The organism is Nodosilinea nodulosa PCC 7104 (assembly GCF_000309385.1).
Taxonomy (GTDB): domain Bacteria; phylum Cyanobacteriota; class Cyanobacteriia; order Phormidesmidales; family Phormidesmidaceae; genus Nodosilinea; species Nodosilinea nodulosa.
The window spans coordinates 5,826,044-5,849,287 of record NZ_JH976537.1; the positions used below are offsets into that span (position 1 = coordinate 5,826,044).

The window sequence follows — 23,244 nt, forward strand, 5'->3', positions numbered from 1 at the left end:
CTCCGCTCAAAGTATGACGCACTCCCGACTCGCTAAGGGTCGCAGTGATAGCATGCCCCTAGCATGTCACAGACCTATTTTTCTTGCGCTTACCCTGCTTGGCGAGGCTCATCCAGATGTGGCTACCAGTATGAACAATCTCGCATATCTATATCAGTCGCAAGGGCGTTATGGCAAGGCGGAACAGCTCTTCCAACAGGCCCTGACGCTGCGCAAACGGCTCTTTGGCGACGACCATCCCAATGTTGCCGCCAGCCTCAACAATCTCGCGTGTCTATATCAGATGCAAGAGCGCTATGTGGAGGCAGAACCTCTGGCGGTTCAGGCGTTGTTGACTAACGCTAACACCCTGGGAGAAACCCATCCTGATGTGGGTATTAGTTTAGGGAATCTAGCTTCCTTGCGGGTAGCCCAGGGCAACTTTGTCGGCGTAGAGGCTATGTTTTTGCAAACGCTCAGCATCCTTGTTAACTCCGTCGGCGCTGAACATCCTTATACCAATGAAGCTGGCAACTGCTTAGGCAACTTTATTACCACCGTTATCGCCACAGGCCAAACCCACATTCTCTCCGACCACCCCCTCACCCAAGACCTGTTGCGCCAGCTTCAAGAGCAATCCCCTACTTCGTAGAGCCAGAAACCGGGTTTCTTTGCCTCTGGCCCCGCAGCCTTCTACACCCATCAGGGCACTCTGAACTATCCTCAGCGTGCCTTGCCGCCATGCCCTATGACCCCAACAAGCATCACCGCCGCTCAATTCGCCTCACTGGCTACGACTATGCCTCAGAGGGGCTCTACTTCATCACCCTGTGCTGCCATCAGCGCCAGCACCTGTTCGGCACTGTTGTAGAAGGCACCATGCAGCTCAATGCGCTGGGCCAAATCGTTGCAGAAGAGTGGCTAAAGACCCCAGAGATACGCCCAAATTTTGCTCTGGGAGAATGGGTTGTCATGCCCAACCACCTTCACGGCGTGGTAATCGTTCGCCCATCCAATAAATCGAACGCTCTGGCAGAAGGCGATATCCCCGTACGGGCGCACCGCAGTGCGCCCCAACCGCCCCAACCGCCCCAACCGCTCACCGAAATCCTCTACGGAGATCTTCCGGCAGAAGGCGATATCCCCGTACGGGCGCACCGCAGTGCGCCCCAACCGCTTCAACGCCGCGCCCAATCTATATCGTCTTTCGTAGCAGGCTTTAAGGCTGCGGCGACAAAACGCATCAATCTCTATCGAAACGCGCCTGGCACCCCAGTTTGGCAGCGGAACTACTACGAGCACATCATCCGCAGCGAGGCATCCCTAGAGCGCATTCAGCACTATATTCAAAACAACCCAGCTACCTGGTACCAAGATTCATTAAGTTCCGCCAATATTTCATCCGACGAAACCTGCTAAAGATGCAGCCAAAGCGCAAAATGCGACAACCTGGCAGGAGCGATCGCCTAGCCCAGCGCAATATCTAAAAACATCATGGTGACAAAGCCGCCCAGGATGCCGACGGTGCCGCGCTGGCCAAAGGCCTTTTGGTCAATCTCAGGGATAATTTCATCGACGATCACAAACAGCATCGCCCCGGCGGCAAAGCCCATGGCCCAGGGCAGGCCGGTCTGGGCAAAGGTGACAACCGCTGCCCCCATCAGCCCGCCGACGGGTTCGATCAGCCCGGTAAGGGACGAAACCGCAAAGGCGTAGCGGGGGCTGTAGCCGATCTCACGCAGGGCGATCGCGACCACCAGCCCCTCGGGAATATTCTGTAGCCCAATGCCAGCGGCCAGCGCCACGGCCCCCACCTGAGCGCCGCCAAAACCGACGCCGACCGCTAACCCCTCAGGAAAATTGTGCAGGGCGATCGCGATCACAAACAGCCAGATCCGCCTCATGTTTTGGGCTTCAGGCCCCTCCCGTCCCTTAAAGAAATGCTCGTGGGGAAAGAGGTTGTTGGCCACCCACAAAAACGCGCCGCCCAGCAGCACGCCAGAGACCATCACCAGCGCCGCCACGGGGCCAGGGTAGCCCAGGGCGATCGCCGCATCGGTGCCGGGCAAAATCAGCGAAAACGAGGTGGCCGCCAGCATCATGCCGCCGCCAATGCCCAGCAAAACGCCCTGGGTACGCTCTGAGGGGGTAAAGGGCAGCAGCACCGGTAGGGCACCAATGCTTGTGGCCAGGCCAGCAACCAGGCTTGCCAGAAACCCAGCGGCTAATGGATTCATAGGGGGAGAAAGGGGTGGGGAGATGGGGCGCGATCGCAGAGGGCAGACTTCAGAGTGGACTCTGGCGAGGCTACTATACTAGTCTGACACCTCAAAATCCACCCACCCGCCACCCACCCACTCACCTACTCCCCCTGTCCACCCACTCCCCCCACAGCCATGACCCCTGAACTGACCCAATTTGGCGAGCAAATGTCTCACCTCACTGGTGTGCGCGCCATTATGAAAGACATTGTCGAAACACTGCGCGCTGGTCAGGGACAGCAATTTATTAACCTCAGCGCGGGCAACCCGGTGATTTTGCCCGAAATTGAGCAGCTCTGGCGCGACTGCACCCAGGAGCTGCTGGCCAGCCCCGAGTACGGCAATGTGGTCTGCCGCTATGGCACCAGCCAGGGCTATGAGCCACTGGTGGAGGCCATTAAAGCCGACTTTAACCAGCGTTACGGGCTGGTACTGAGCGATCGCCACATTCTGATCACCCCCGGCAGCCAGGCCCTGTATTTTTTGGCAGCCAATGCCCTGGGCGGCTACCACGCCACTGGCCGCATGAAAGACATCGTGCTGCCCCTCAGCCCCGACTACACCGGCTACGGCGGTATTTCTCTGGTGCCCGAGGCGGTGCGGGCCTACCGCCCCACCCTGGTGGTGGATGAGGCCGCCCACCGCTTCCGCTATCGGCCCGACTTCAGCCAGCTGGAGATTACCGCAGACACCGGGTTTGTGCTGTTTTCGCGGCCCTGCAACCCCTCCGGCAACGTGCTGAGCAGCGAGGATGTGGAGCACATCGCCAGCCTAGCCGCCGCCCACAACGTCCCCGTGCTGGTCGATTCCGCCTACGCGCCGCCCTACCCGGCCCTCAACTTCACCGCCATGGAGCCGGTGTTTGGAGACAATATTCTCCACTGCATGAGCCTCTCTAAGGCGGGCCTGCCGGGAGAGCGGCTGGGCATTGCGATCGGCGATCCGGCGATCATCCAGGTGCTGGAATGTTTTCAGACCAACTTCTGCATTCACTCGTCCCGCTACGGCCAGGCGATCGCGGCCCGAGCGATCGCCTCCGGCGAGCTGGCCCGCCTGTCGGAGCAGGTGATTCGCCCCTACTACCAGGACAAGTTTGCGGTGCTGGAGGCGGCCCTCGATCGCGCCCTGCCCTCCGCCCTGCCCTGGTACCTGCACCGGGGCGAAGGGGCAATTTTCGCTTGGTTGTGGTTTGATCAGCTGCCCATCACCGACCAGGAGCTATACCAGCAGCTCAAGCAGCGCGGCGTGATTGTCGTGCCCGGCAACCCCTTCTTCCCCGGCCTGCGCCCGGAGCAGGGAGAGCCCTGGCCCCACACCCGCCAGTGCTTGCGCCTGAGCCTAACCGCCAGCCCCGCAGACCTCGCCGAAGCGGCCACCCGCCTGGGGGCGCTGGTCGCCGAGGTTTACCAAACCGCCGCCGTGGCGGTGCCCGCCTGATGGCCACCGTTCCGACCACCACCGCAGACTGGGTTGAAATTGGCCGCATTGTCGCCCCCCAGGGCATCAAGGGCGAGGTGCGAGTGTACCCCAGCAGCGACTTTCCCGAGCGGTTTCTAGAACCGGGCGATCGCTGGCTGAAGCGCCCCCGCAGCCTCACCCCCGAGGTGGTGCAGCTGGTGCGGGGCAGGCATGTCGACGGCAAGGGCCTGTACGTGGTGCAATTGGCCGGAGTCGACAGCCGCGAGGAAGCCGAAGCCCTGCGGGATGCGGTGCTGATGGTGCCAGCGGGCGATCGCCCCCGCCTCGACCCCGACGAGTTCTACGTCGCCGATCTGGTAGGCTTGCGGGTAGTTGTGCAGGCCACCGGAGCCGAAATTGGCACGGTAACCGATATTTTTGCCGCCGGTAACGACCTCTTAGAAGTTACTTACTATTCTCCAGACGCAGAGAATTCGCCCAAGTCCAAGCCCCGCACCGTACTCATTCCCTTTGTAACAGCCATTGTACCCGTGGTAAATTTAGCCCAGGGTTATCTCGAAATTGCTCCTCCGGCAGGACTTTTAGATCCCTAGGCTTTATGACTTTCTTATCTTTAAATCCTATTGTTGACCCAACGACCATAAATGGAACGACCAATACGCCCCGGCTCTCCTAGAGGGCCGGGGTTTGCTTATGGGGATTGACGGGCAGTAGATTGACGGGCAGCAGATTGACGGGCAAGAGGTCACCCTGGAGGGTTTGCCTGGAGGCAAAAGACATGTCATCATCCGATATCCCCTGTCCTGCTTTTCCAGGCTCAACCTGGGAAGCTATTCTAAGTCCAAATCCGGTTCGCCAAAAAGAGGAGCGTCAGCCCCCCTAATTTGGACGGCCAAAGTTCCTGCCAAAACGGCTGCCCTGAAGCAGCAAAATAACAGCACAGGAAATCTCTTGACTTGACCTTTTGATTTTTAAGTCGGCATTGGTAGTCTAGTCGCCCAAGGCAGCACCGCCGGGGCCAAGCGAAACGAGGTGAACCCATGAAGTGGCAGTCGAGTCGGCGTAGCGTCAATATCGAAGATCGCCGGGGCGCAGGCGTGCCCGGTGGGGTGGCGGCCACGGGAGGCATAGGAACGCTGCTGCTGGCGCTGGTGGTGACCTTTTTGGGGGGCGATCCCTCCGTGGTGTTCGAGCAGGGACCAGGTCCTGGCCCCGCCAGCAGCGCGCCCCAGATCTCCCAGGCAGAAAACGATCGCTCGGCGGAGTTTGTCTCGGCGGTGCTGGGCGAAACCGAAGACACCTGGAACAGCATTTTTCGCTCTGAGTTTGGGAGCAACTATCAGGAACCTAGCCTGGTTCTGTACACCGGGGCCACCCGATCGGCCTGCGGTCTGGGGCAAGCGGCCATGGGGCCGTTTTACTGCCCGGCGGATCAAAAGGTTTACCTCGACACCAGCTTTTTTCGCGATCTATCGGCTCAGCTCGGGGCACCGGGCGACTTTGCCCAGGCCTACGTGATCGCCCACGAAGTTGGCCACCACGTGCAAAACCTGCTGGGAATATCCAGCCAGGTGCAGCGGGCGCAGCAGCAGGTCAGCCGCACCCAGGCCAATGAACTGTCGGTGCGGCTAGAGCTACAGGCCGACTGCTTTGCCGGGGTGTGGGCTCACCAGGCCCAGCAGTCGCGCCAGATCCTAGAAAAAGGCGACGTTGAAGAAGCCCTCAACGCCGCCAGCCAGATCGGCGACGATCGCCTGCAAATGGAATCCCAGGGCTACGTCACCCCCGACTCGTTTACCCACGGGTCGTCGCAGCAGCGGGCTAAATGGTTTTCCCGCGGCTTTGAGTCGGGCGATATCAACCAGTGCAACACTTTTGATGTGGCGCAGCTGTAGGGGGCACAACTTTTATGACTTTCTTATGTTTGTGATCTAAGCTCCTGGTGCAAAAGTCATTCTGTTTTGGCTCTGTTTTGTATAGCATTGCGCAGCTGTCTGGTAGATCAGTTGAAGTTTAATATCCAAGCCATTGAACCCTAGGTCAGTGGCCCATCAGCTTGCCGATCTAGGCGCTTTTTTGCCCATATAGCTGTGGCCAGTCTGGTTAAGACAGGTTTCCTACGAACGTTCAAACGTTTGAACGTTCATAGGGTTTCTGGATGTCCTAACCAACATGACTTTGGCTATAACAGCACGGTTTTGACATAATTTTACTTTGATTTGAGGAATTTTTAAATCAATTTAATTCAGCCTTAAACTGGTCTGCGCCAGCCTGCCGCAGGTTTTAATTTTTGACTGTTTACCGTTTTGCAGCTGCTTTTGACGTCGATATTCTGGTGACTGCTTATGTTCAAACGCCACGGCGCTGATGCCCCAAGCGCTCTTACTCCCTGGAGGCGATCGCTGGTTTGGATGGTCGCCGCCCCGCTGCTGGTAGCCACCACCCTTGTCTTCGAGCGCAACGGCTCCCTGTGGGCTCAGACCCCCAACCCCCTAGAAGGTGTTGAGATACCCACCTCCCTGGAGCCGGGCAGCAAGCTCAACATCGGCAGTTCGGAGGCAATGCGCCTGGTGAATGGGGCCCTGCGATCGCGGTTTTCCAACCTCTACAGCAACGCCGAAGTCAAGGTGGACTACGAAAGCGCCGACCAGGCCGTGCAGGCCTTAATCAATGGCGACACCGACCTGGCCGCCATTGGCCGCAGCCTCACCGACGACGAGACCAGCGCCGGGCTGCGCGAAGTGCCCGTATCGCGCCACAAAATCGCCATCCTGATCGGCCCCACCAATCCCTTTACGGGCAGCCTCACCGCAGAGCAGTTTGCCCAGATCTTTCGCGGCGAAATTACCAACTGGTCGGCGGTAGGCGGCCCGGATGCGCCCATTGTGCTGGTCGATCAGCCCGCCGAAAGCGACACCCGCCAGGCCTTTCGCAGCTACCCGGCCTTCGAAAATGCCCCCTTTGAGGCGGCCCCCGGGGCGGTAACGCTGCCCCAGGCCAGCGTCGAAGCGATCGCCAACGCCCTCGGTGAAAACGGCATCAGCTATGGGGTGGCCGAGCAGGCCCTCAACAACCCAGCGGTCAAAATCGTGCCCATGCACGATACGCTGCCCGACGATACGCGCTATCCCTTCTCCCAGCCGCTCGCCTACGTCTACAACACCAAAACGGCTAAACCGGCAGCGCTGGCCTTTTTGGGCTTCGCCGTCAACCCCGACAATGAGGGGCTAATTGAAGCCGCTCGATCGGCCGCGACCGCTGCCCCGGCAGCCACCCCTGAAACCACTTCTGGGGCCACTTCTGGGGCCGAGCCAGAGACCAGCCCTGCCCCCACCGCCGGAGCTACCCCGAGCAGCACCCTGGAGCAAACCGAGCCGGTTGCCCCGGCCCCAGTGCCGCCGCAGAGAGTAGCCTGGTGGCCCTGGCTGCTGGCCCTGCCCCTGCTGGGCGGCCTGCTCTGGTGGCTGCTCAAGGACCGGGCTCCGGTGGCTGCTCCCCTGGCTGCCGCCCGCGATCGCCGCATCATTCTCACCCCACGCAACTGCCGCGATGCCTACGCCTATTGGGAACTGCCAGCGGCTGAGGTGGAGGCCCTGCGCGACCAAAACTGCACCCTGGCGCTCAAGCTCCACGATGTCACCGACATTGCCGATGTCGATCGCCTGGCGCCCCACAGCACCCATCAGTTTGACTGCGACACGGCGGCCGTGGGCGACCTGCACCTGCCCATCGGAGTCGATAACCGCGACTACCTGGTCGAACTGGGCTACGTGGGCAGCGACGATGCCTGGCACGCCCTGGCGCGATCGGCCCACGTGCGCGTTCCGGCCTGCCCCAGCACCGTTACCCCAGCGGCGCCGGGCATTGGTGCTGCCGCCGCCGCCGCCGCTGGCTTGGGAGCCGCTGGGCTAGGGGCGGCAGCCGTGGCGCGGCCAGCCGAAACAGCTTCCCCGGCGCGAGCCATTCTCACACCGCGCGATTGCAAATCCGCCTACGCCTACTGGGAACTGCCGCCCACCACCGTTGCGGATCTCAAAACCGGCGCGCGGGCGCTCAAGGCGCGGCTGTACGACGTTACCGAACTGCCCGGCAACGGCAACGGGCTCAACAGCCTTCAGGAGTTCAACGCCCCCCTCGAAACCCCAGGCGACCTGCATTTGCCCATTGCCGTCGACGATCGCGACTACCTGGTCGAAATTGGCTACGTGGACGGCAACTACCAGTGGCAGGCCTTGGCCAAATCTAAATCGGTGCGGGTGCCCGCCTGCGCTGCCGCCGCCGCGTCCCCCACCGACATAGTTGGCGGAGCTGCCTCAGTCAATTCTTTGGGCGGTTCAGGGCCTGCGACCCCCGGCCTGGCTGAAACCGGCCCGGCCAGGGCCGATAATGACTCTGCGGCAGGAGCAGCCGCCGCTGCGGGAGCCGCCGCCATGGCAGGCCTGGGTGCTGCCACCCAAACCCTCTGGAGCCATCCCGCTGAGCAGGCCGATATCGCGCAGACGCTCCCGGCGGGGGTGGGAATGCGCAGCGACATGGGGGCTGAGAGCAAAATTATTCTGGTGCCCCGCTCAGCGGATGCCGCCTACGCCTACTGGGAAGCTGCTCCAGTCCATCAGGAAGCCCTGCGGCAGGAGGGGGGCCGAGTCTTGGCTTTGCGCATTCACGACGCCACCAATCTGGAGCTTGACCACCAGGCCGCCAACGCCACCCAGGAGTACATTCTGCAACCGGGCGACACCGATCGCCACGTCCCCATTCCGGTGCCCGATCGCGACTACGTAGCCGAACTGGGCTACCTCACCGACAGCGGCCAGTGGCTGCAGCTGGTGCGATCGCTCCACGTGCGCCTGCCTGCGACCTAGAGCTTCATCCCCTTAGCCCCGGCTGCGACCAGGCGATCGCCTGGGGCCAGCGCCCGTGCATTGGCCAATTTAACCTACCCAAAGGACTTGCCATGTCTCTCTTTTTCGACGTTCTCAGCTCGATCAATAACCCCAACCAGCAGGGCAGCATTGATCAACTCAGCTCGGTGCTGAGTTCAGTTCAAGATCTGGCCGCTAGCCAGGGCCTCAACGGCGATCAGGTCGGCTCACTGCTCAATGCCCTGGGTGAATCGCTTCAGCCCGCTCTCAAGCAGCAGGCCTCAGCCATCGGGCCAGGCCAGCTCGAAGGCATGCTGAGTAAGCTGGCCGGAGCAGGCGGTGTCACCGCTCTAACCACCGCCATTTCGCCCCAGATGCAGCAGCAGCTGATTCAGGCGGTGGCCCAAAAGAGCGGCCTCAACGCTGGCATGATCCAGACCATGCTGCCCAAGCTGCTGCCCGTCGCCCTGGGGCTGCTGGGTATGGGCGCCACCAAGCCCGGCGCACCCGGCGGCGGCAACCCCCTGCTCGGCGCTTTTCTCAACACCGAATCGCCCAGCACGACAGATCTGGGCACCGTAATGACGTTCGCCGGTCGCTTTTTGAACCCGCCCCAGTAGGCTGGCTACAGACAAATTACGCCCCCTCCACAGCGCTGCCGTCTGGCGGCGTTTTTTTTGCAAGCCTGGTGAGGCCAGCCGTCGATGGATGGATGGGCCAATTAGTCGGCTCCGCCAGGGGTTGGCGGCGCGATCGCACCGCCAATGCGTTTCAGAATCTGCAAAACCGTCTGCAACTCTTCGGATAGGGTGTAGAGCGAAAATACCCGCGATAGGCTGTATTGCTTAGCTGGCTGGCAGATCAGCTTTACAAACAGGACATCGTCGCCGTTGGTCAACAGGCCAAAAGTGGGTTGCTCTGGCTGGGTATTGGCCATCATGTAGGCCAGGGCCTGGGGCAGAGCGGATCGGGTGGAAATTGTGGTTTTCTTGGCTTCCAGCACCAGTACCCAAAAGTTTTGCTGCAGAATTAGCGCGTCAATGCGGCCCCGCAGCACCTCTTCGCCGTCGTCTACAACGACTTCTACCGCAGCTTCGGCCTTGAGTTTAAAGGGCGGGTCATAGAATCCGGCCAGCTCTAGCAGCGGGGATGCCACCAGCAGCATCACAGAACCCTCCAACAAATCCCCGTCGGCTCGGTGATATAGCAGTCGCTGCCGGATCACGTCCAGTCGATCGTTCTCCGCTGCACTAAGGCTGGGCAGGGGAGAGCGCCACTCGGGGAAAAATTCAGTCCTTTCACTTCGGCTTAAGCCCAGGCGGGTTTCCACCTCGGCCAGGGTTTTAAACGCTTGTGTAATGGCGACAACTTTGGCCATAGTCCCCTAACGGTACCCCTATAGGTTTAAAAACTTCTCCAGGGCCGCCACCATAGCGGGGGGCCAGCGGCGCACGGTGCTCAGCCATTCCAGGTCTTTGTAGCGGCGATCGAGACCCATGACGGCGACCCAGTTGCTCTCGGCCTCCCCACTTTGGCCCTGGCTCCAGAGGGCGGCGGTGAGGGCGGCGCGGGCATCGGCAAAGCTGGGGTAGCGGCGGGTAAGGCTGCGAAACTGGCGAATGGCCTCGTCGGCATGGCCCAGCTGGTACTCGGCCAGGGCGGCGTTGACGCGGGCAAAGGCAAATTTGGGGTCGAGGTCTGCGGCGGTTTGATAATCGGCCAGCGCGGCATCCCATTCGCCCTGGCCAGCTTTGGCGTTGCCGCGATTGTTGTAGGCGGCGGCATCGTTGGGGTTGAGGGTAAGGACCTTGGTGTAGTCGGCGATCGCATCCTGCCAACGCCCCAGCCCTTCTAGGGCAGCTCCTCGGTTGAGGTAAGGGTCCGGCTGCTCCGGGGCCAGCGCCACCGCCTGGTTGTAGTCCTCCAGTGCTTCAGCGAGTTTGTTTTGGCTGACCCGCACATTGCCCCGGTTGCTCCACAGGGCGGCTTCCTCGGGCAGGTACTCGATCAGCTGGCTCCAGTAGGTTTCGGCTTCGGTAAACTGGCCTTTTTGGGAAGCGGCAAAAGCTTTTTGGCGCAGATCAGAAATATTCTGCACCGCTTGGGGAGATAGGTCAGGAGGGCTAGATTGCGCCAAAGCAGGCAGTCCCCAGCCCGCGAAACTGAGCAAGCAAAAGAGAGCGAGAGACAGCAGTTGACGCAAATACACCCTACTCATAGCGCGACTTTTTTGACTTAATTACTTCAAGAACATCATCATGCTTCTGACCTTCAATAATGTCCTTGAGGTGAATTTGACCATTGACATACTGAATATGAATGCGCCAGCCTGAAACCTTATCGATATCAGCCCGGTAGATCGCCTGCTTAACCCCTTTTACTTTGTGTAGTCTTGTCTTAGGAAATCTCCTTGTCCTATGGCATTCGTTGTCCTCAAGTTCTGCCAGAGCATCGAGAAAATTTATTTTCAGTTGTTCATTCGGCAAAATCTTCATTGCTTGGTAGACAATTCCGTACTCATCAAAAAGATTAAGGTACTGCGCCATGAACACAATTACGAAGCCTGAGCAGCTTCTTGACTATGATGAGAAATTTCTTGATAAAGCGATTCTGCTATACCTTGATATGCGTTGTTGAGGTCATCATGCTTGACTACACGGTAAAGTGTAAAAATCACTTGCTCAAAAATAGGATCTTCGTCGACTGTTAAAATCATCCTTAGCTTTTGAGAAACCTTCAGCGTGTAGAGGGAAGATTCATATCCGTTTAGCTCTGCGAAGTGAGGTAGGCGACGAAGCTTTTTGTAGATGCCAGCTTTCTGAGTCAGGAAGAGGTTGGCACATTCGTTGATTTTTTCAACAGTTAAGGTTTTTTCATCATTACTTAATCTGTCAAGATCCTTCTCGAACCCCCTAGTTGACTCAATAAGAACGTCCACAATGCATACCACCTATTGGCTACGCCCAATGACCTTTTGTCTTTAGCATAGCAACAAACTTTTAGAGAAATCCCAGATCGTTGCTGCGTCCGGCGTGGGCCAGGGCGAGCTGGTGGTACTTCTGAGCGTGCTCCAGCAGTTCGAGCGCCTGCTGTTCTGAGACATCGCGCACGACTTTGCCCGGTACACCCATCACCAGCGATCGCGCTGGCACATCTTTGGTCACCACCGCTCCAGCCCCCACAATGCTGCCCGTACCCACCCGCACCCCGTTCAGCACGATCGCGCCAATGCCGATCAGGCAGCCCCGCTCGATGTGGGCGCTGTGGATAACGGCCCGGTGGCCCACGGTGACGTACTCTTCAATCACCGTGGGCTGGCCGGGGTCGCCGTGAAGAATCGCCCCATCCTGCACGTTGCTGTAGGCCCCCACCTCAATTGATTCCACATCGCCGCGCAGCACGGCGCCGTACCAAATGCTGCACCCCTCGCGCAGGGTAATTTGCCCCATCACCGTGGCGCCGGGGGCGACAAAGGCGGCCCCAGACAGGTCTGGGCGAGGCCAGAGAGAGCTAAACGAAGGGAGCATGATCAGAGAATTCTCCCAGGAAGTTCCTAAAAAGTTGGCGGATTCGCCAACGGGATGCCCCGACTACGGAGAGAGCCGAGTTCCCAAAGGTATAATACGGCTACGGATAAAGCGCAAACTGCCCCCCTGAGGACAAGCCTGGTTTCAGCCCAATGGTCAATTACGCCTTGCAGTACCCCATCTATGGCCCAGAGATCCAGTGCCCTCACTGCCGTCAGACCATTCCGGCCCTGACGCTGACAGACACGTACCTGTGTACGCGCCACGGCGCCTTTGAGGCCAACCCCGACTCCAAAGAACTGGTGCATCTGCAGTCAGGTCGGCACTGGCGGCAGTGGGAGGGCGAATGGTATCGCCAGCACACCCACCCCGACGGCATTCGCTTTGAGATTCACGAGGCGCTCGATCGCCTGTACACCCAGGGCTACCGCGCCACGCGGGTGATCATCGCCGAGCGCTACCAGGAGCTGGTCAACGCCTACCTGGAGCGCAACTCCCCCTGGCGCGGCCAGATGGAAACCACCATGGCCCCCAAGCTCTACGGTCTGCCGGTGGAGTTTAGCCCCTCCGCCGAGGTTGACCCGCGCTGGGCGGTGATCAACTTCAGCCTCGAAAAAGAGCCCGGCGTGCCGGTGCGCTATCCTTACTTTCGCCTGTTTGAGTAGCCCGCCCGATGCTCCATCACGCGTCAATTCGCACCCAGGATATCCACCGCGCGATCGCATTCTACGAAGCCCTGGGGTTTACCGTCCACGAGCGCTTTACCGCTGGCATTACCCTGGCCTGCTGGATGGAAGGACTAGGCGGCCGCATTGAGCTAATCCAGGTGCCGGAGCCTCGCCCCGCCGCCGATGCTTTTGGCGATGAGCACTACACCGGCTACTATCATCTATCCTTTGATCTGACCGAGGTCGCCCCCAGCCTGCCCGGTTGGCTAGCGGGGGTGCGCCAGCGGTTTGCTAAGGATGCCAGCGCTGGCGGTAGCCTGAAGGTTCTACTGGAGCCGCAGCAGCAGATCATCGGCGATCGCGTCTACGAGGTGGCCTTTATAGCCGATGCCGACGGGCTGCCTTTGGAGTTTATTCGAGTGCTGGGTGATGTCCAACCCTGAGCCCCCTAACCCTGAAAGACTGGCCCCCTTTACCGACAACTGGGCCTACCTGAAAACCGAGCTAGCCTGGCTCGATCGCCTGCTGATGGTGGCCGTGTCGCGGCAAAAGCGCGAGCTGCAAGAGCTAGACGACTTTGCCCTGACCGGCGAAGACCGGGTCACCCGCCACTGGTGGAAGGGCATCATCAGCCTGACCGGCCAGCCCAACTACGACCAGGCCCGCCCGCCCAAGGTGCCGCGCACGGGCGGCAGCTATGCCCAGCAGCTCGAGGCCCGCATTTTGGCCAGCCAGCGCCAGGGGGTGGTGCTGGCCCTGCCCCAGCTGCGCGATCGCCTCCAGCTCACCCTGTTTGAAAAAAACGTGCTGCTGCTGGCCCTGGCTCCCGAGGTCAACCAGCGGTTTGGGCGGCTCTACAGCTACCTGCACTACCAGCACGACGAAGCCGACTGGGACCTGCCCACCGTAGACCTGTGCCTGCGCCTGCTGTGCCGCAACGATCAGGAATGGCGGCGATCGCGCCCGCTGATTGCCCCCAACAGCCGCCTGGCCAGCCTGGGCCTGGTGGAATGGCTCAACGCCGACGACACCACCCTGCTCAGCCGCCACCTGCGCCTCACCGAAGATCTCGCCACCTACCTACTCTCCGAAGCCCCCGACCCCACCAGCCTCGATGCCTGGGCCATTGCCCCGGCGGCGGAGCCAGGGGAATCCTCTGAAATTCCCGCCGAGAGCTGGAATAGCCTGGTGCTGCCCGACCCCCAGTTGGCCCAGCTTCGCACCGTGGCCGCCGCTGCCCGCGCCACCGACGGCACCATGGTGCTGCTGGCTGGCCCCAGCGGCACCGGCAAAACCTTGGCGGCCAAGGTACTGGCGGCGGAGCTAGAGCTGCTTTTGGTCATCGTCGATATCGCCACCATCGCCCCCGACGACGACGGCAACATTCCCGAACTGGAAGACCTGGCCAACCTGCCCCCCTGCGTACTGCTGCTCAAAAACGCGCCCCTGTGGTTTGGCCGCACCCCCACCGCAGAGTCGACCCTGGTGCAGTCGTGGGTGATCCACCGCCGCCGCCAGCCGGGGCTGACCCTGCTGGCCAGCCCCTACCTGCAAAGCATCAAACCCTCCTGGCGACAGGTGATGACTGGGGTAGTGGAGTTTCCCCGGCCCGATGCCGCCGCCCGCGAGCTGCTGTGGAAGCGGGCCATACCCCAGGGCACCAAAAAAGACCGCGCCCTCCGCTGGCCCCACGTGGCCCAGCAGCTTGCCCTGAGCGGTGGCGAAATTGCCATCCTGGCTCAGACCGCCGCCGCCCTGGCCCAGCAGAGCGATCCCCCGACCCTCACGCTGGATTGTCTGCACCAGGCCCTGGCCCTGCACCATCCGGGGATGAAGCTAACCAAGCCATCGCGGGCCAAGCAATCTAAACCCAAACAGAAGAGTTGACCTAGTTAAGGCCTACTTACATACGGGGCCAGCTAACCCATCGCAGAAATAGTCCCTAAACTTCCGCCTCACAGCCCAGGTATCGCCTCCCAATTTTTACCCGATCTCTTTATCCGCGGCTGTTCGGCAGACACCAAGAATGGCGGCAAGAAGACCAGGGCTATGACACCTAGGCATCACGTCATTGCCATTGGAATGACATACCTTTCTCCCATATTGAGGGTCATCTCACACCCGATGGCAGTCCTTTAATTTTTGGGCTTCGGGAGCCACTACAAAACCATCCTGTCGTGGAGTTAATTGGCCCTAGAGGCAATTCGCCAAACCCACCCGGCCCGCCCCCGGTGGCACGGATGAGGACTCAAAATTCTCGGGGGTTAGCGTTGCCAGAATGGCCCTGAAGGCGCCCAGTTAGATTGTTTTTCGTCGAATCATCAACCCCAGGTATCGATCATGGCAAACCAGCCTGCGCGCAGTTTTCCTCATGCCCTGTTATCTCATCGCCGCCGAGTATTGTTGCGGTATTTAGTGGGCGGCAGCGTAGGCGCGATCGCCCTTGGGTGCTGGCGCCCCAAAGCCGCCCTGAGCCAGCCGACAGATTTGGAAAACCTGTGCTCTAGCTACCCCGCCAACTCACGCTGCGCCGACTATCTGCCGGGGGTGCAGGCTCTAGACCTGGCCGAAACACCGATCGCCGTGGATACTTTTTTGCCCACGCTGACCCCAGACATACCTACCCCTGTCAAAGGCCTGCCCGAAACAGATCTCACCTACCTGGTGATTACGGCGGGGCCTGCGATCGCCCCCTACGCCCTGCAACCGATTTGCACCCACCTGGGCTGTACGGTGCCCTGGAATGCCGAACAGAATCGGTTTATCTGCCCCTGTCATGGCTCCCAGTACGATAACCAGGGGCGCGTGCTGCACGGGCCAGCACCGCGATCGCTGCCCCTGGTCACGGTAGTCGTCAAGCAAAATCAAATTCGCCTGGTCGATCGGGCGCCCGCGATCGACCCGCGCTAGAGACCTCAACCCCAGGAGTTGAGGACACCAGAGATTCAGGGTTAGTGAGCCGCAGTGAGCCGACCCATTCAGCTCTATTTTTAAGGCGGCATCTAGAGGACATTGAAACAGCCGCCGCTCGGGTCAAGTAACCCAGTTAAAGCTTTTCTAAAAGCCACTTTCTATATCAATTGCCCAAGTCTAAATAATCTAGGAGGTTGCCAATGGCGATCGCACTTATTTCCTCCCCCAAAAACCCATCCAAACCCTCTATTGCCGTTAACAACAGCGTTTTACCCTCCTATCTGCGGGATATTGGCCGCATTCCTCGCCTAACGCCTGAGGATGAAATTGTCCTGGGGCATCGGGTAAAGCGCATGATGACTCTAATCGATCTAAAAGCAACCCTTAGCCAATCCCTCAAACGAGTGCCCACGGTGCAGCAGTGGGCAAACCAGGTCAACCTCAGTCTTTGCGAGCTTCAGCAGGATCTACGCCAGGGGCAGCAGGCCAAGCGTCAGATGATTGAAGCCAACCTCCGGCTGGTCGTTTCGGTGGCGAAGAAATATCAGCGCCGCAATCTCGACCTAGCCGATTTAATTCAAGAGGGCAGTATTGGCCTAGAGCGCGCCGTAGAGAAGTTTGACCCCAGTCGAGGCTACAAATTTTCGACCTATGCCTACTGGTGGATTCGCCAGGCGATCACCCGCGCGATCGCCGAACAGGCCCGCACCATTCGCCTACCCGTTCACTGTGTTGAACAACTCAACAAAATCAAACGCATCCAGCGCGAACTCTCCCAGACCCTAGGCCGCACACCGACGACTGCAGAGGTGGCCCAAGCGCTCAATCTCAAGCCCAAGCAGGTGCGCAATATGCTGCAAATGGCGCAGCAACCCCTCTCCCTAGAAACCAAAGTCGGCGAAAACCAAGACACCGAGCTGCAAGATCTGCTGCCCGATACTGCCGCTGCCCCCGAAGAAGCCCTGCTGCGAGACAATGTCAGGCAAAGTGTTTTAGCCTCCCTAGATAGCCTGACCCAGCAGCAGCGGGAAGTCATGATTTTGCGCTACGGCCTGATAGACCAGCGAGAACTCTCCCTGGCGGAGGTGGGGCGGCACCTGGGCATTAGCCGCGAGCGGGTCCGACAACTGCAAAATACCGCCCTCAACCATTTGCGGCGGCGGCATCAAGAGCTGAAAACCTATGTCGTCACCTAGTCCCTCTCTCCGTCTCGCAGCAGGTTGATTTGAAGAAGCCATCAATGGAGCCCTCAAATGGCCGCGAGCTAGCGCTCGAAGGCTGAAATATCGCCTTTTGGCGCACTTGGCTCCCTAGCTCCCCTGCTACCTAGCTCACAGAAATAGCCCCTAAGCTGCTGCCTCAGAGTACTAGAGGGGTTGACCTATCTGGCCAACCAGCCCCTGGCGACATCAACCTTTCCCAATGACAGATAATGCGTCACTATGCAAAACAGGGCGGATGATGGGAATCGAACCCACGAATGGTGGAACCACAATCCACTGCCTTAACCACTTGGCTACACCCGCCATAATCGCGTTTTTTAATATAGCACCGAAGACAGGCCCGCAACCAAGGAATGTTCAACTTTTCTATCGCGCCCCCGGCCGGAGCCTCAGAGTTTACAATGATGTCGGCTAATACTCTCGGCGATCGCCCCAAGCTTTTCCACCATTGACTCATCCACTGGGATAGGTTGTGCCGTATTGCGGCTGTGAGTCTATATTCGTCTGCCCATGTCGGTTTCAATTGTCATCCCCACCTGGAACGAGGCCGACTGCCTCGGGCGCACCCTGGGCGTGCTGCAAAGCCTCAACCCACCCCCGAGGGAGATTGTGCTGGTAGACGGCGGCAGCGGCGATCGCACCCTGGCGATCGCCCGCGCCTGGGCCGATCGCCTGCCCCTGACCCTGATCCAGGCCCCAGCCCCCGGGCGCTCGGTGCAGATGAACCTGGGCGCCAGCGTCGCTAAGGGCGACATTCTCTGCTTTCTCCATGCCGATACGCTGGTACCCGACGACCTGGTGAGCGTGGTGCGAAGCACCCTGGCCAACCCAGCCATAGCCGGTGGCGGTTTTATATCCTTAATGGCTGGGCCACGGACCACCCGCTGGGGTATCTCGCTGCACAACGCGCTCAAAACCTACTACGCACCGCTGCTGTTTCGGCCCCACCTGTTTTTTACCTGCGGGCTGCGGCTGCTGTTTGGCGACCAGGTGATGTTCTGCCGTCGCGCCGATTTTATCGCCTGCGGCGGCTTCGATTCGGCCCTGCCCATTATGGAAGAGGCCGATCTGTGCCTGAAGCTGTGCAGGCGGGGGCGAATTCGGCAGCTCAGCCGCGTCGTTCAGTCCTCGGATCGACGGGTGGCCGCCTGGGGTGCCCTCAAAGCCAACGCCATCTACCTGATGGTCGGGCTGCTCTGGGGCTTGGGGGTACCCGCCACCGTGCTCAAACGGTTCTATGAGGAGGTGCGGTAGACCAGCCATCCCCAGAGTTCTCCAGGAATCCGGCGCGATCCTCCGGAGTGATGGCCAGAACCATGGCTGGCGCCCTAGTACCCGAAGGCTGAAATATATCCACCGTTCTGGCGGGCTTGGCTCTCTGGCTCCCCTGCTCCCTCGCTGGCAGAAACAGTCCCTAAACTTCCGCCTCAGAGTACTAGGCGCGAGGGCCGTCGCCAGGCTGTGTCAACCGCTGGTTTAATCCCCAGTCGTAGGGCAAGTAGCGCACTTCGGTGAGGGGCGAAAGCGGCGGGCCGACGTTGAGATAGGTGCCAATGTAGTCGGGCAGTGAGGGGGCAAGACGCAGAAAATCTTCGCTATACCACTTAAAAATCTTGCTGCAGTAGAGCACTCCGGCATTTGGGTCGTAGCGCACCTTGTCGGGGTTGTGGATAAAGCGGTGGGCATCGGTTTCGAGCTGGGCTTCTACAATGTCGGGCCAGTAGGCTTCGTTGCGCAAAATTGGGCACCCTACCGAGGCGCACACCAGGGCAAAATGAAGGCGGGGTTCTTTAAACCGGGGCCGCAGAATGCTGTGCTCCAGATCGTTGAGGCTGACAGGCTTGCCGTCGAGGGTATAGAGAGAGCGGCTAAAAAACCGCCAAAACGCCAGCCAGTTGGGCAGCCCCAGCAGCTTGGGCAAAATTGAGGCCATGGGGTAGCGATGCAGCACCTGCTGAATCGTGAGGGCGTTGTACAGATTAATCAGCAGCGCCAGGGACTCTTCCGATGCGAGATTGTCCAGGCTGCGGGGCAAAGACGCTAGCCAGCCCTCCAGATCGGGTAGGGCCTCCCGCTGCCAGCGGGCATAATCGACCCGGCCCTGGTCGTCCACATAGGTCTGAAGCAGCGTATTCCAGGGGGTAAAATTCAGCATAGATCATCTCCTACGCCTGGCGTGCAATGCCCATGTCTCCGATGCTAACCCCCGCTACCCTGCTGCGGTCGATGGCCTGGTGGGTGGTAGACCACTGGGTGCGGCGGACCTATCCGGAGGTGCCCACCCTCACGACCCAGCAGCTGGCCGACTGGCTGCGTGAGGGCAAAGCCCCTGTACCCATTCTGCTCGATGTGCGGCGGGAGTGCGAGTATAGCGTTAGCCACCTGCCTGGGGCTGAGCGGGCGGCCAGCTTGGAGGCGGCGCTGGCCCTGGGCCTGGACCCCGCCCAGCCCATTGTGGCCTACTGCGCGGTGGGCTATCGCTCAGCCCGGCTGGCTGCCCAGCTGCGGCAGGCGGGGTATGGCGAGGTGTACAACTTAGCTGGGTCTATATTTCGGTGGGCCAACGAAGGGCGATCGCTGGTTCGCGGCGGGCAGCCCGCTGCGGCGGTGCATCCCTACAGCCCTCGCTGGGGCCTGCTGCTGCGGCCAGGGCTGGCCCAGGGGCAGAACGAGGCAGGCTCCGCCGTCGAGTAGCGAGCCGGGGCGCCGGGGACTCAGCCTCGGCGGGCCACAATAGCCTCCCACTGGGGCAGATCTTCGGGGCGATCGATGTCGGTTAAAGGGGCCAGCAGCTCTACGTCCAGGCCCAGGTCCGCCGCCGCCGCCAGGGTTTGGGCCAGCACCCGATCGCTGCCCCAGTCGATGCCTCTAAAGAGGGTTGGCTCTGACTGCCGCAGGCCAATCAGGTAGTAGCCGCCGTCGGTGGCCGGGCCGAGCACCACATCGACCCGGTGCAGCGCCTCTACGGCGGCGGCCAGATGGTCAGGCTCCAGGGCGGGGCAGTCGCTGCCGATGGCGATCGCCCCCCATCGGCCTCGCTCAAAACTGCGGCCAAAGGCCGCGATCAGGCGATCGCCCAGATCGCCATCGGCCTGGGGGTAGTAGCTGGGGCGATCGCCCAGCCAGTCGCCCATCGACGACCGGCTGCCGCCGGCAAAATGGACCTCAACGGCCAGGGGCAACCCCTGGGCCGCGGCCAGTACCTGCGCCAGCACGTACTCGGTCATCTGCCGCTGCACCGCCGCGGCCCCGGCTGGCCCCAGGTGCGGAATCAATCGGGTTTTAGTTCGTCCTGGCTCTGGGTAGCGGGTAAACATCAGCAGGCCAAAGGAATTTGGGGTTGACCAAGCAGCAATCCTGGTTTCTGACTGGTCCATGGCAGGCCTGCATCTCACCGGGTTGAGGATGGATATTGTCTCTATCATCCGGGTTGTCCCCCCGGAAAACAACCAGAAGGCCATTGCCCCCTGTGCCCAGGCGCGGTTCAGCTCGAACGGCCCCCGGCCCCGGCTAAAAACCCATCGCAGCTTGAAGCCCTGTTTTGGGCATCCTAAACCGCAATTGGCACTATCTCCGACTGTAGTCAAGCGCCGCGTCTAGCCCCTTCCCCCATGCCCAGAGAATGGCCCCCCATGACTCGCCCCCCCCGCCCCCCCTCCGATGCGTCTGCCGATGCCCCTAAGAGCACCAGTGAGAACACCAGTCGGCACCAGGTAGACCAGGAAAATCAGCGGCTGCACCAGGAAATCCAGCGCCTGCGCCAGGAAAATGCCGACCTGCGCATTGCCCTGGCAACCACCGCCGAGCACGGCGATTTCATTGAGGCCGACCTGCACCACACCAACCAGCGCCTGCAAGCTGAAATGGTAGAGCGGCTGCGGGCCGAGGCCACCCTCAAAACTTTAATCGACCTGATCTCTCGCCAGAAGAGCGATCTGGAGATCATCATGCACACCATCATGGAGCACGGTGACACCCTCGATACCCAGTGGCACCAGAAATTTTGCGCCGCCATGGTGCGGGCCGACATCGATGGGCTAACCCAAATTCCCAACCGCCGCCGCTTCGACGAGTACCTGATTCAGCAGTGGGAGGCGATGGAGCGAGAGCAAAGCCCCCTGGCGGTGATTCTCTGCGACCTCGACGCCTTTAAGCTTTACAACGACACCTACGGCCATCTGGCCGGAGACACCTGCCTGGCGCAGGTCGCTACGGTTCTGCGCCACAGCCTGCACCATCCCAACGATTTGGTTGCCCGCTACGGCGGTGAAGAGTTTGTGGCGGTTTTGCCTCGCACCACCTTGGCCGAGGCCCAGACGGTAGCCCAGCGCATTCAGCGGGAAGTCTTAGGGCTACGGATTCCGCACCAGTCTTCTACGGTGGCCTCGGTGGTCACCCTCAGCATTGGGGTAGCTGGCACCATTCCCCGGCCCCAAATCGGCGTTGCTGACCTGGTGCAACGGGCTGACGAACAGCTATACCAGGCGAAACGGCTGGGCAAAAACCAGATTTTCGCAGTCGATTTTTGACCTGTCTAGATCAAATTTTCGTGGCTCATCGCGGCTCATCACGGGTAATTTTTTATGATTGTTTCTTCTAGTACAGACCAATTTGGTCGCTTTACCACCTGCTTAGACAACAGCAGAGAATACCTCACCATTTGTTTTTCGCCCTCGGCCTCGGCGCGGCAGCAGCGGTGGCGCAACTATGGGCTATCGGCAGATTTTTTGGGGGACTATTTTGCCACTTTTTTCCCTGGAAATCCCCAAAAAAGCGGCTCAGCAGAGGAGTTAATGCAGCGCGACAGGGTGAAGTCTGCCATCAGCTACATTGCCAATGAGCTGCTCGAAAATGCGATCAAGTACCACGCCGATCGCGCCCAGGAACCGATCAGCATTTCGCTGTTTCTGTACAAAGACTACATTGTTTTTCAGTCGCTCAATCTAGTTGAGCCCCTGCCCGCTGAGCAGTTTAAGCGGTTTGTGCAGGGTCTGCTGGGGGCCGCCGATCGCGATATTCTGTTTGCCCAACAGCTGGAAAAAGCGGCCACGGGCCAGGGCGAGTCGCACATGGGCTTTTTGACGATGATGTGCGACTATGGCGTTGAATTCGGCTGGGGGTTTGAGCCCAGCCCCGAGCAGCCAGAGTTTGTCCAGGTCGATGTCCAGGCTTACCTCAGCCTAAAGACGGCTTTTTGATGAATTGAGAGTATTTTAGGGTGACATAACCCCATCCTGAGGAGTAATGGCCCTAGCCCCAGTTTTGTAGCGCAGTGACCCAATGCCTAAAGCGATCGCAATCAATGCCATGATGTCTAACCTTGCCATGATTGAAACCGAAGACTATCGCGTGTACTACCAGGCAGAAGTGGCTACCGTAGTCATGGAGGGGTTTCTCCGACTAGACGGCATAGAAGCCTACCAGCCTGTGATGGATCTGCTGCTGACGGCGGCAACCGGCGACCAGCTCACCGTCGACCTCCACCAGCTGGAGTTTCTCAACAGCTCTGGTATCAGCATGCTGTCGATGTTTGTGGTCAGGGTGCGCGATCGCGCCACCACCCGCCTCAGCTTTCGCGGGTCCGAGGCCATTCTCTGGCAGACGCGATCGCTCAAAAACCTGAAGCGGCTGATGCCCGACCTGCATATTGAAATGCTGCAGCCCCAGATATAGCTGTAGCCAGTCTGGTTAAGACATCTCTCCTCCGAACGTTCAAACGCCCATCGGGTTTCTGGATGTCCTAACCAACGCAACTGCTGCAGCCGACGGGTAGGTCAGGACATTTTTCAGAGCCAGCGTCGAACGTTTGAACGGTCTCAACCTCTCTCAGCGTCCTAAATAACCTCAGTTCGGGATAACGCTGTCCCCTCCTTGGAGCTATCCGTTACGCAAAAGTCGGCCAATGCCATAGCGGACTAGGTTTTGGTCACAAGGCGAGCCCCTTCTAGCATGTAATGGAGCTTGGTGTAGCCGCGCCACAACGTTTTAAGACCCGGTTGACCATCGCTCTTACGGGCTAAAAAGCCTCCCAGTTGGGCAATCCAGAGCATCGCTTGGTGCATTGTTGGCGGTGTTTTAGCACGGCTTTTTGGGGCGAATTTACGACGCAACAACCGCCACTCCTCGGGCTGTAGGATCGCGTCGCAGGAGGCCTCTGGAGTCAGACGGGCCTGATAGGTCATCGACATCAGTCGCCAAGCGACGATGCTGTAGGTGGCGAGTGCTTTGAGCAATCGGTCTCGGTGTTGCAGTTGCAAGTTTTCGAGTGTGCAGCCGCTTTTAAGGGTGAAATGGAACCGCTCGATCAGCCAGCGATAGCTGTACCACCGCACATACTGGGCAGGCTTGAGCATAGCTCTCCAACGGCAACGTGGTTAGGAGTTTCCAGCAAA

General features: G+C 59.9%; 26 protein-coding genes and 1 tRNA gene. 17 read left to right on the forward strand and 10 right to left on the reverse strand.

Going from position 1 to position 23,244, the window contains the following annotated elements:
* Together LEPTO7104_RS35580 and LEPTO7104_RS0127045 are read left to right on the forward strand one after the other, a co-directional pair.
* Positions 1-631, forward strand: a 631-nt coding sequence (locus tag LEPTO7104_RS35580) for a tetratricopeptide repeat protein (protein WP_155523946.1), incomplete at its 5' end; no start/stop codon positions are given.
* An 89-nt stretch (positions 632-720) separates the two neighbouring features.
* The gene (locus LEPTO7104_RS0127045; protein WP_017301718.1) at positions 721-1,398 is read left to right on the forward strand and encodes a transposase; all 678 of its coding nucleotides are present in this window, start codon (positions 721-723) and stop codon (positions 1,396-1,398) included.
* A gap of 47 nt (positions 1,399-1,445) precedes the next feature.
* On the opposite strand, the gene LEPTO7104_RS0127050 is transcribed toward LEPTO7104_RS0127045, so the two are convergent.
* Complete coding sequence (locus tag LEPTO7104_RS0127050; protein WP_017301719.1) at positions 1,446-2,216, reverse strand: ZIP family metal transporter; 771 nt, start codon at positions 2,214-2,216, stop codon at positions 1,446-1,448.
* 159 nt (positions 2,217-2,375) lie between these two features.
* On the opposite strand from LEPTO7104_RS0127050, the gene LEPTO7104_RS0127055 reads away from it, so the two are divergent.
* The 5 genes from LEPTO7104_RS0127055 (at position 2,376) to LEPTO7104_RS0127080 (ending at position 9,141) form a co-directional block, all read left to right on the forward strand.
* Positions 2,376-3,677, forward strand: coding sequence for a valine--pyruvate transaminase (locus tag LEPTO7104_RS0127055; protein ID WP_017301720.1), 1,302 nt, complete (start codon positions 2,376-2,378; stop codon positions 3,675-3,677).
* Positions 3,677-4,252 (forward strand): ribosome maturation factor RimM, encoded by a 576-nt coding sequence (rimM, locus tag LEPTO7104_RS0127060; RefSeq protein ID WP_017301721.1) that lies wholly within the window; start codon positions 3,677-3,679, stop codon positions 4,250-4,252. The genes LEPTO7104_RS0127055 and rimM overlap by 1 nt, the downstream gene beginning before the upstream one ends.
* A gap of 447 nt (positions 4,253-4,699) precedes the next feature.
* Entirely contained in the window at positions 4,700-5,554 is an 855-nt protein-coding gene (gene ypfJ, locus LEPTO7104_RS0127070; RefSeq protein ID WP_017301723.1) for a KPN_02809 family neutral zinc metallopeptidase, read from the forward strand.
* A 450-nt stretch (positions 5,555-6,004) separates the two neighbouring features.
* Positions 6,005-8,521, forward strand: coding sequence for a DUF4912 domain-containing protein (locus tag LEPTO7104_RS35585; RefSeq protein ID WP_083887145.1), 2,517 nt, complete (start codon positions 6,005-6,007; stop codon positions 8,519-8,521).
* Between the two features lie 92 nt (positions 8,522-8,613).
* On the forward strand, positions 8,614-9,141 hold the full coding sequence (locus tag LEPTO7104_RS0127080; RefSeq protein WP_017301725.1) for a hypothetical protein: 528 nt from the start codon (positions 8,614-8,616) through the stop codon (positions 9,139-9,141).
* Between the two features lie 101 nt (positions 9,142-9,242).
* Here the strand turns inward: LEPTO7104_RS0127080 and LEPTO7104_RS0127085 are convergent, their stop codons facing one another.
* The 5 genes from LEPTO7104_RS0127085 to LEPTO7104_RS0127105 all read right to left on the reverse strand — a co-directional run bounded on the left by LEPTO7104_RS0127085 (position 9,243) and on the right by LEPTO7104_RS0127105 (position 12,048).
* A complete protein-coding gene (locus LEPTO7104_RS0127085; RefSeq protein ID WP_017301726.1) occupies positions 9,243-9,899 on the reverse strand; it encodes a hypothetical protein in 657 nt (218 codons plus the stop codon).
* 18 nt (positions 9,900-9,917) lie between these two features.
* On the reverse strand, positions 9,918-10,739 hold the full coding sequence (locus LEPTO7104_RS0127090; RefSeq protein ID WP_026073124.1) for a tetratricopeptide repeat protein: 822 nt from the start codon (positions 10,737-10,739) through the stop codon (positions 9,918-9,920).
* Entirely contained in the window at positions 10,732-11,067 is a 336-nt protein-coding gene (locus LEPTO7104_RS0127095) for a hypothetical protein (RefSeq protein WP_017301728.1), read from the reverse strand. Before LEPTO7104_RS0127095 ends, LEPTO7104_RS0127090 begins: the two co-directional genes overlap by 8 nt.
* An 8-nt stretch (positions 11,068-11,075) precedes the next feature.
* Entirely contained in the window at positions 11,076-11,459 is a 384-nt protein-coding gene (locus LEPTO7104_RS0127100; protein ID WP_017301729.1) for a hypothetical protein, read from the reverse strand.
* Positions 11,460-11,520: 61 nt separating this feature from the next.
* A complete protein-coding gene (locus LEPTO7104_RS0127105) occupies positions 11,521-12,048 on the reverse strand; it encodes a gamma carbonic anhydrase family protein (protein WP_017301730.1) in 528 nt (175 codons plus the stop codon).
* Between the two features lie 152 nt (positions 12,049-12,200).
* Between LEPTO7104_RS0127105 and LEPTO7104_RS0127110 the strand changes: the two genes are divergently transcribed.
* The 5 genes from LEPTO7104_RS0127110 (at position 12,201) to LEPTO7104_RS0127130 (ending at position 16,825) form a co-directional block, all read left to right on the forward strand.
* Entirely contained in the window at positions 12,201-12,713 is a 513-nt protein-coding gene (locus LEPTO7104_RS0127110) for a TIGR02652 family protein (protein ID WP_017301731.1), read from the forward strand.
* Positions 12,714-12,721: 8 nt separating this feature from the next.
* Positions 12,722-13,159 (forward strand): VOC family protein, encoded by a 438-nt coding sequence (locus LEPTO7104_RS0127115; protein ID WP_017301732.1) that lies wholly within the window; start codon positions 12,722-12,724, stop codon positions 13,157-13,159.
* Entirely contained in the window at positions 13,146-14,603 is a 1,458-nt protein-coding gene (locus tag LEPTO7104_RS37470; RefSeq protein WP_051158540.1) for an AAA family ATPase, read from the forward strand. Before LEPTO7104_RS0127115 ends, LEPTO7104_RS37470 begins: the two co-directional genes overlap by 14 nt.
* Before the next feature lie 513 nt (positions 14,604-15,116).
* Positions 15,117-15,626 (forward strand): Rieske 2Fe-2S domain-containing protein, encoded by a 510-nt coding sequence (locus LEPTO7104_RS0127125; RefSeq protein WP_225887057.1) that lies wholly within the window; start codon positions 15,117-15,119, stop codon positions 15,624-15,626.
* Between the two features lie 203 nt (positions 15,627-15,829).
* A complete protein-coding gene (locus tag LEPTO7104_RS0127130; protein WP_017301734.1) occupies positions 15,830-16,825 on the forward strand; it encodes an RpoD/SigA family RNA polymerase sigma factor in 996 nt (331 codons plus the stop codon).
* Positions 16,826-17,082: 257 nt separating this feature from the next.
* On the opposite strand, the gene LEPTO7104_RS0127135 is transcribed toward LEPTO7104_RS0127130, so the two are convergent.
* Positions 17,083-17,155, reverse strand: a tRNA-His gene (locus tag LEPTO7104_RS0127135).
* 207 nt (positions 17,156-17,362) lie between these two features.
* Between LEPTO7104_RS0127135 and LEPTO7104_RS0127140 the strand changes: the two genes are divergently transcribed.
* Positions 17,363-18,106, forward strand: a complete 744-nt coding sequence (locus tag LEPTO7104_RS0127140) for a TIGR04283 family arsenosugar biosynthesis glycosyltransferase (protein WP_017301735.1) — start codon at positions 17,363-17,365, stop codon at positions 18,104-18,106.
* Between the two features lie 181 nt (positions 18,107-18,287).
* Here LEPTO7104_RS0127140 and LEPTO7104_RS0127145 read toward each other — a convergent pair whose 3' ends face one another.
* The gene (locus LEPTO7104_RS0127145) at positions 18,288-19,007 is read right to left on the reverse strand and encodes a DUF547 domain-containing protein (RefSeq protein ID WP_017301736.1); all 720 of its coding nucleotides are present in this window, start codon (positions 19,005-19,007) and stop codon (positions 18,288-18,290) included.
* Between the two features lie 32 nt (positions 19,008-19,039).
* Here LEPTO7104_RS0127145 and LEPTO7104_RS35595 point away from each other — a divergent pair, with 32 nt between their 5' ends.
* Entirely contained in the window at positions 19,040-19,546 is a 507-nt protein-coding gene (locus LEPTO7104_RS35595; RefSeq protein WP_196358157.1) for a rhodanese-like domain-containing protein, read from the forward strand.
* Positions 19,547-19,566: 20 nt separating this feature from the next.
* Here the strand turns inward: LEPTO7104_RS35595 and LEPTO7104_RS0127155 are convergent, their stop codons facing one another.
* The gene (locus LEPTO7104_RS0127155) at positions 19,567-20,229 is read right to left on the reverse strand and encodes a TIGR04282 family arsenosugar biosynthesis glycosyltransferase (protein WP_017301738.1); all 663 of its coding nucleotides are present in this window, start codon (positions 20,227-20,229) and stop codon (positions 19,567-19,569) included.
* A gap of 255 nt (positions 20,230-20,484) precedes the next feature.
* Here LEPTO7104_RS0127155 and LEPTO7104_RS0127160 point away from each other — a divergent pair, with 255 nt between their 5' ends.
* The 3 genes from LEPTO7104_RS0127160 (at position 20,485) to LEPTO7104_RS0127170 (ending at position 22,525) form a co-directional block, all read left to right on the forward strand.
* Complete coding sequence (locus tag LEPTO7104_RS0127160; RefSeq protein ID WP_017301739.1) at positions 20,485-21,381, forward strand: diguanylate cyclase domain-containing protein; 897 nt, start codon at positions 20,485-20,487, stop codon at positions 21,379-21,381.
* 54 nt (positions 21,382-21,435) lie between these two features.
* Entirely contained in the window at positions 21,436-22,050 is a 615-nt protein-coding gene (locus LEPTO7104_RS0127165; RefSeq protein WP_017301740.1) for a slr1658 family protein, read from the forward strand.
* An 82-nt stretch (positions 22,051-22,132) separates the two neighbouring features.
* On the forward strand, positions 22,133-22,525 hold the full coding sequence (locus LEPTO7104_RS0127170; RefSeq protein WP_017301741.1) for a slr1659 superfamily regulator: 393 nt from the start codon (positions 22,133-22,135) through the stop codon (positions 22,523-22,525).
* Positions 22,526-22,767: 242 nt separating this feature from the next.
* On the opposite strand, the gene LEPTO7104_RS35600 is transcribed toward LEPTO7104_RS0127170, so the two are convergent.
* The gene (locus tag LEPTO7104_RS35600; RefSeq protein ID WP_017301742.1) at positions 22,768-23,205 is read right to left on the reverse strand and encodes an IS4 family transposase; all 438 of its coding nucleotides are present in this window, start codon (positions 23,203-23,205) and stop codon (positions 22,768-22,770) included.
* Positions 23,206-23,244: the final 39 nt, after the last annotated feature.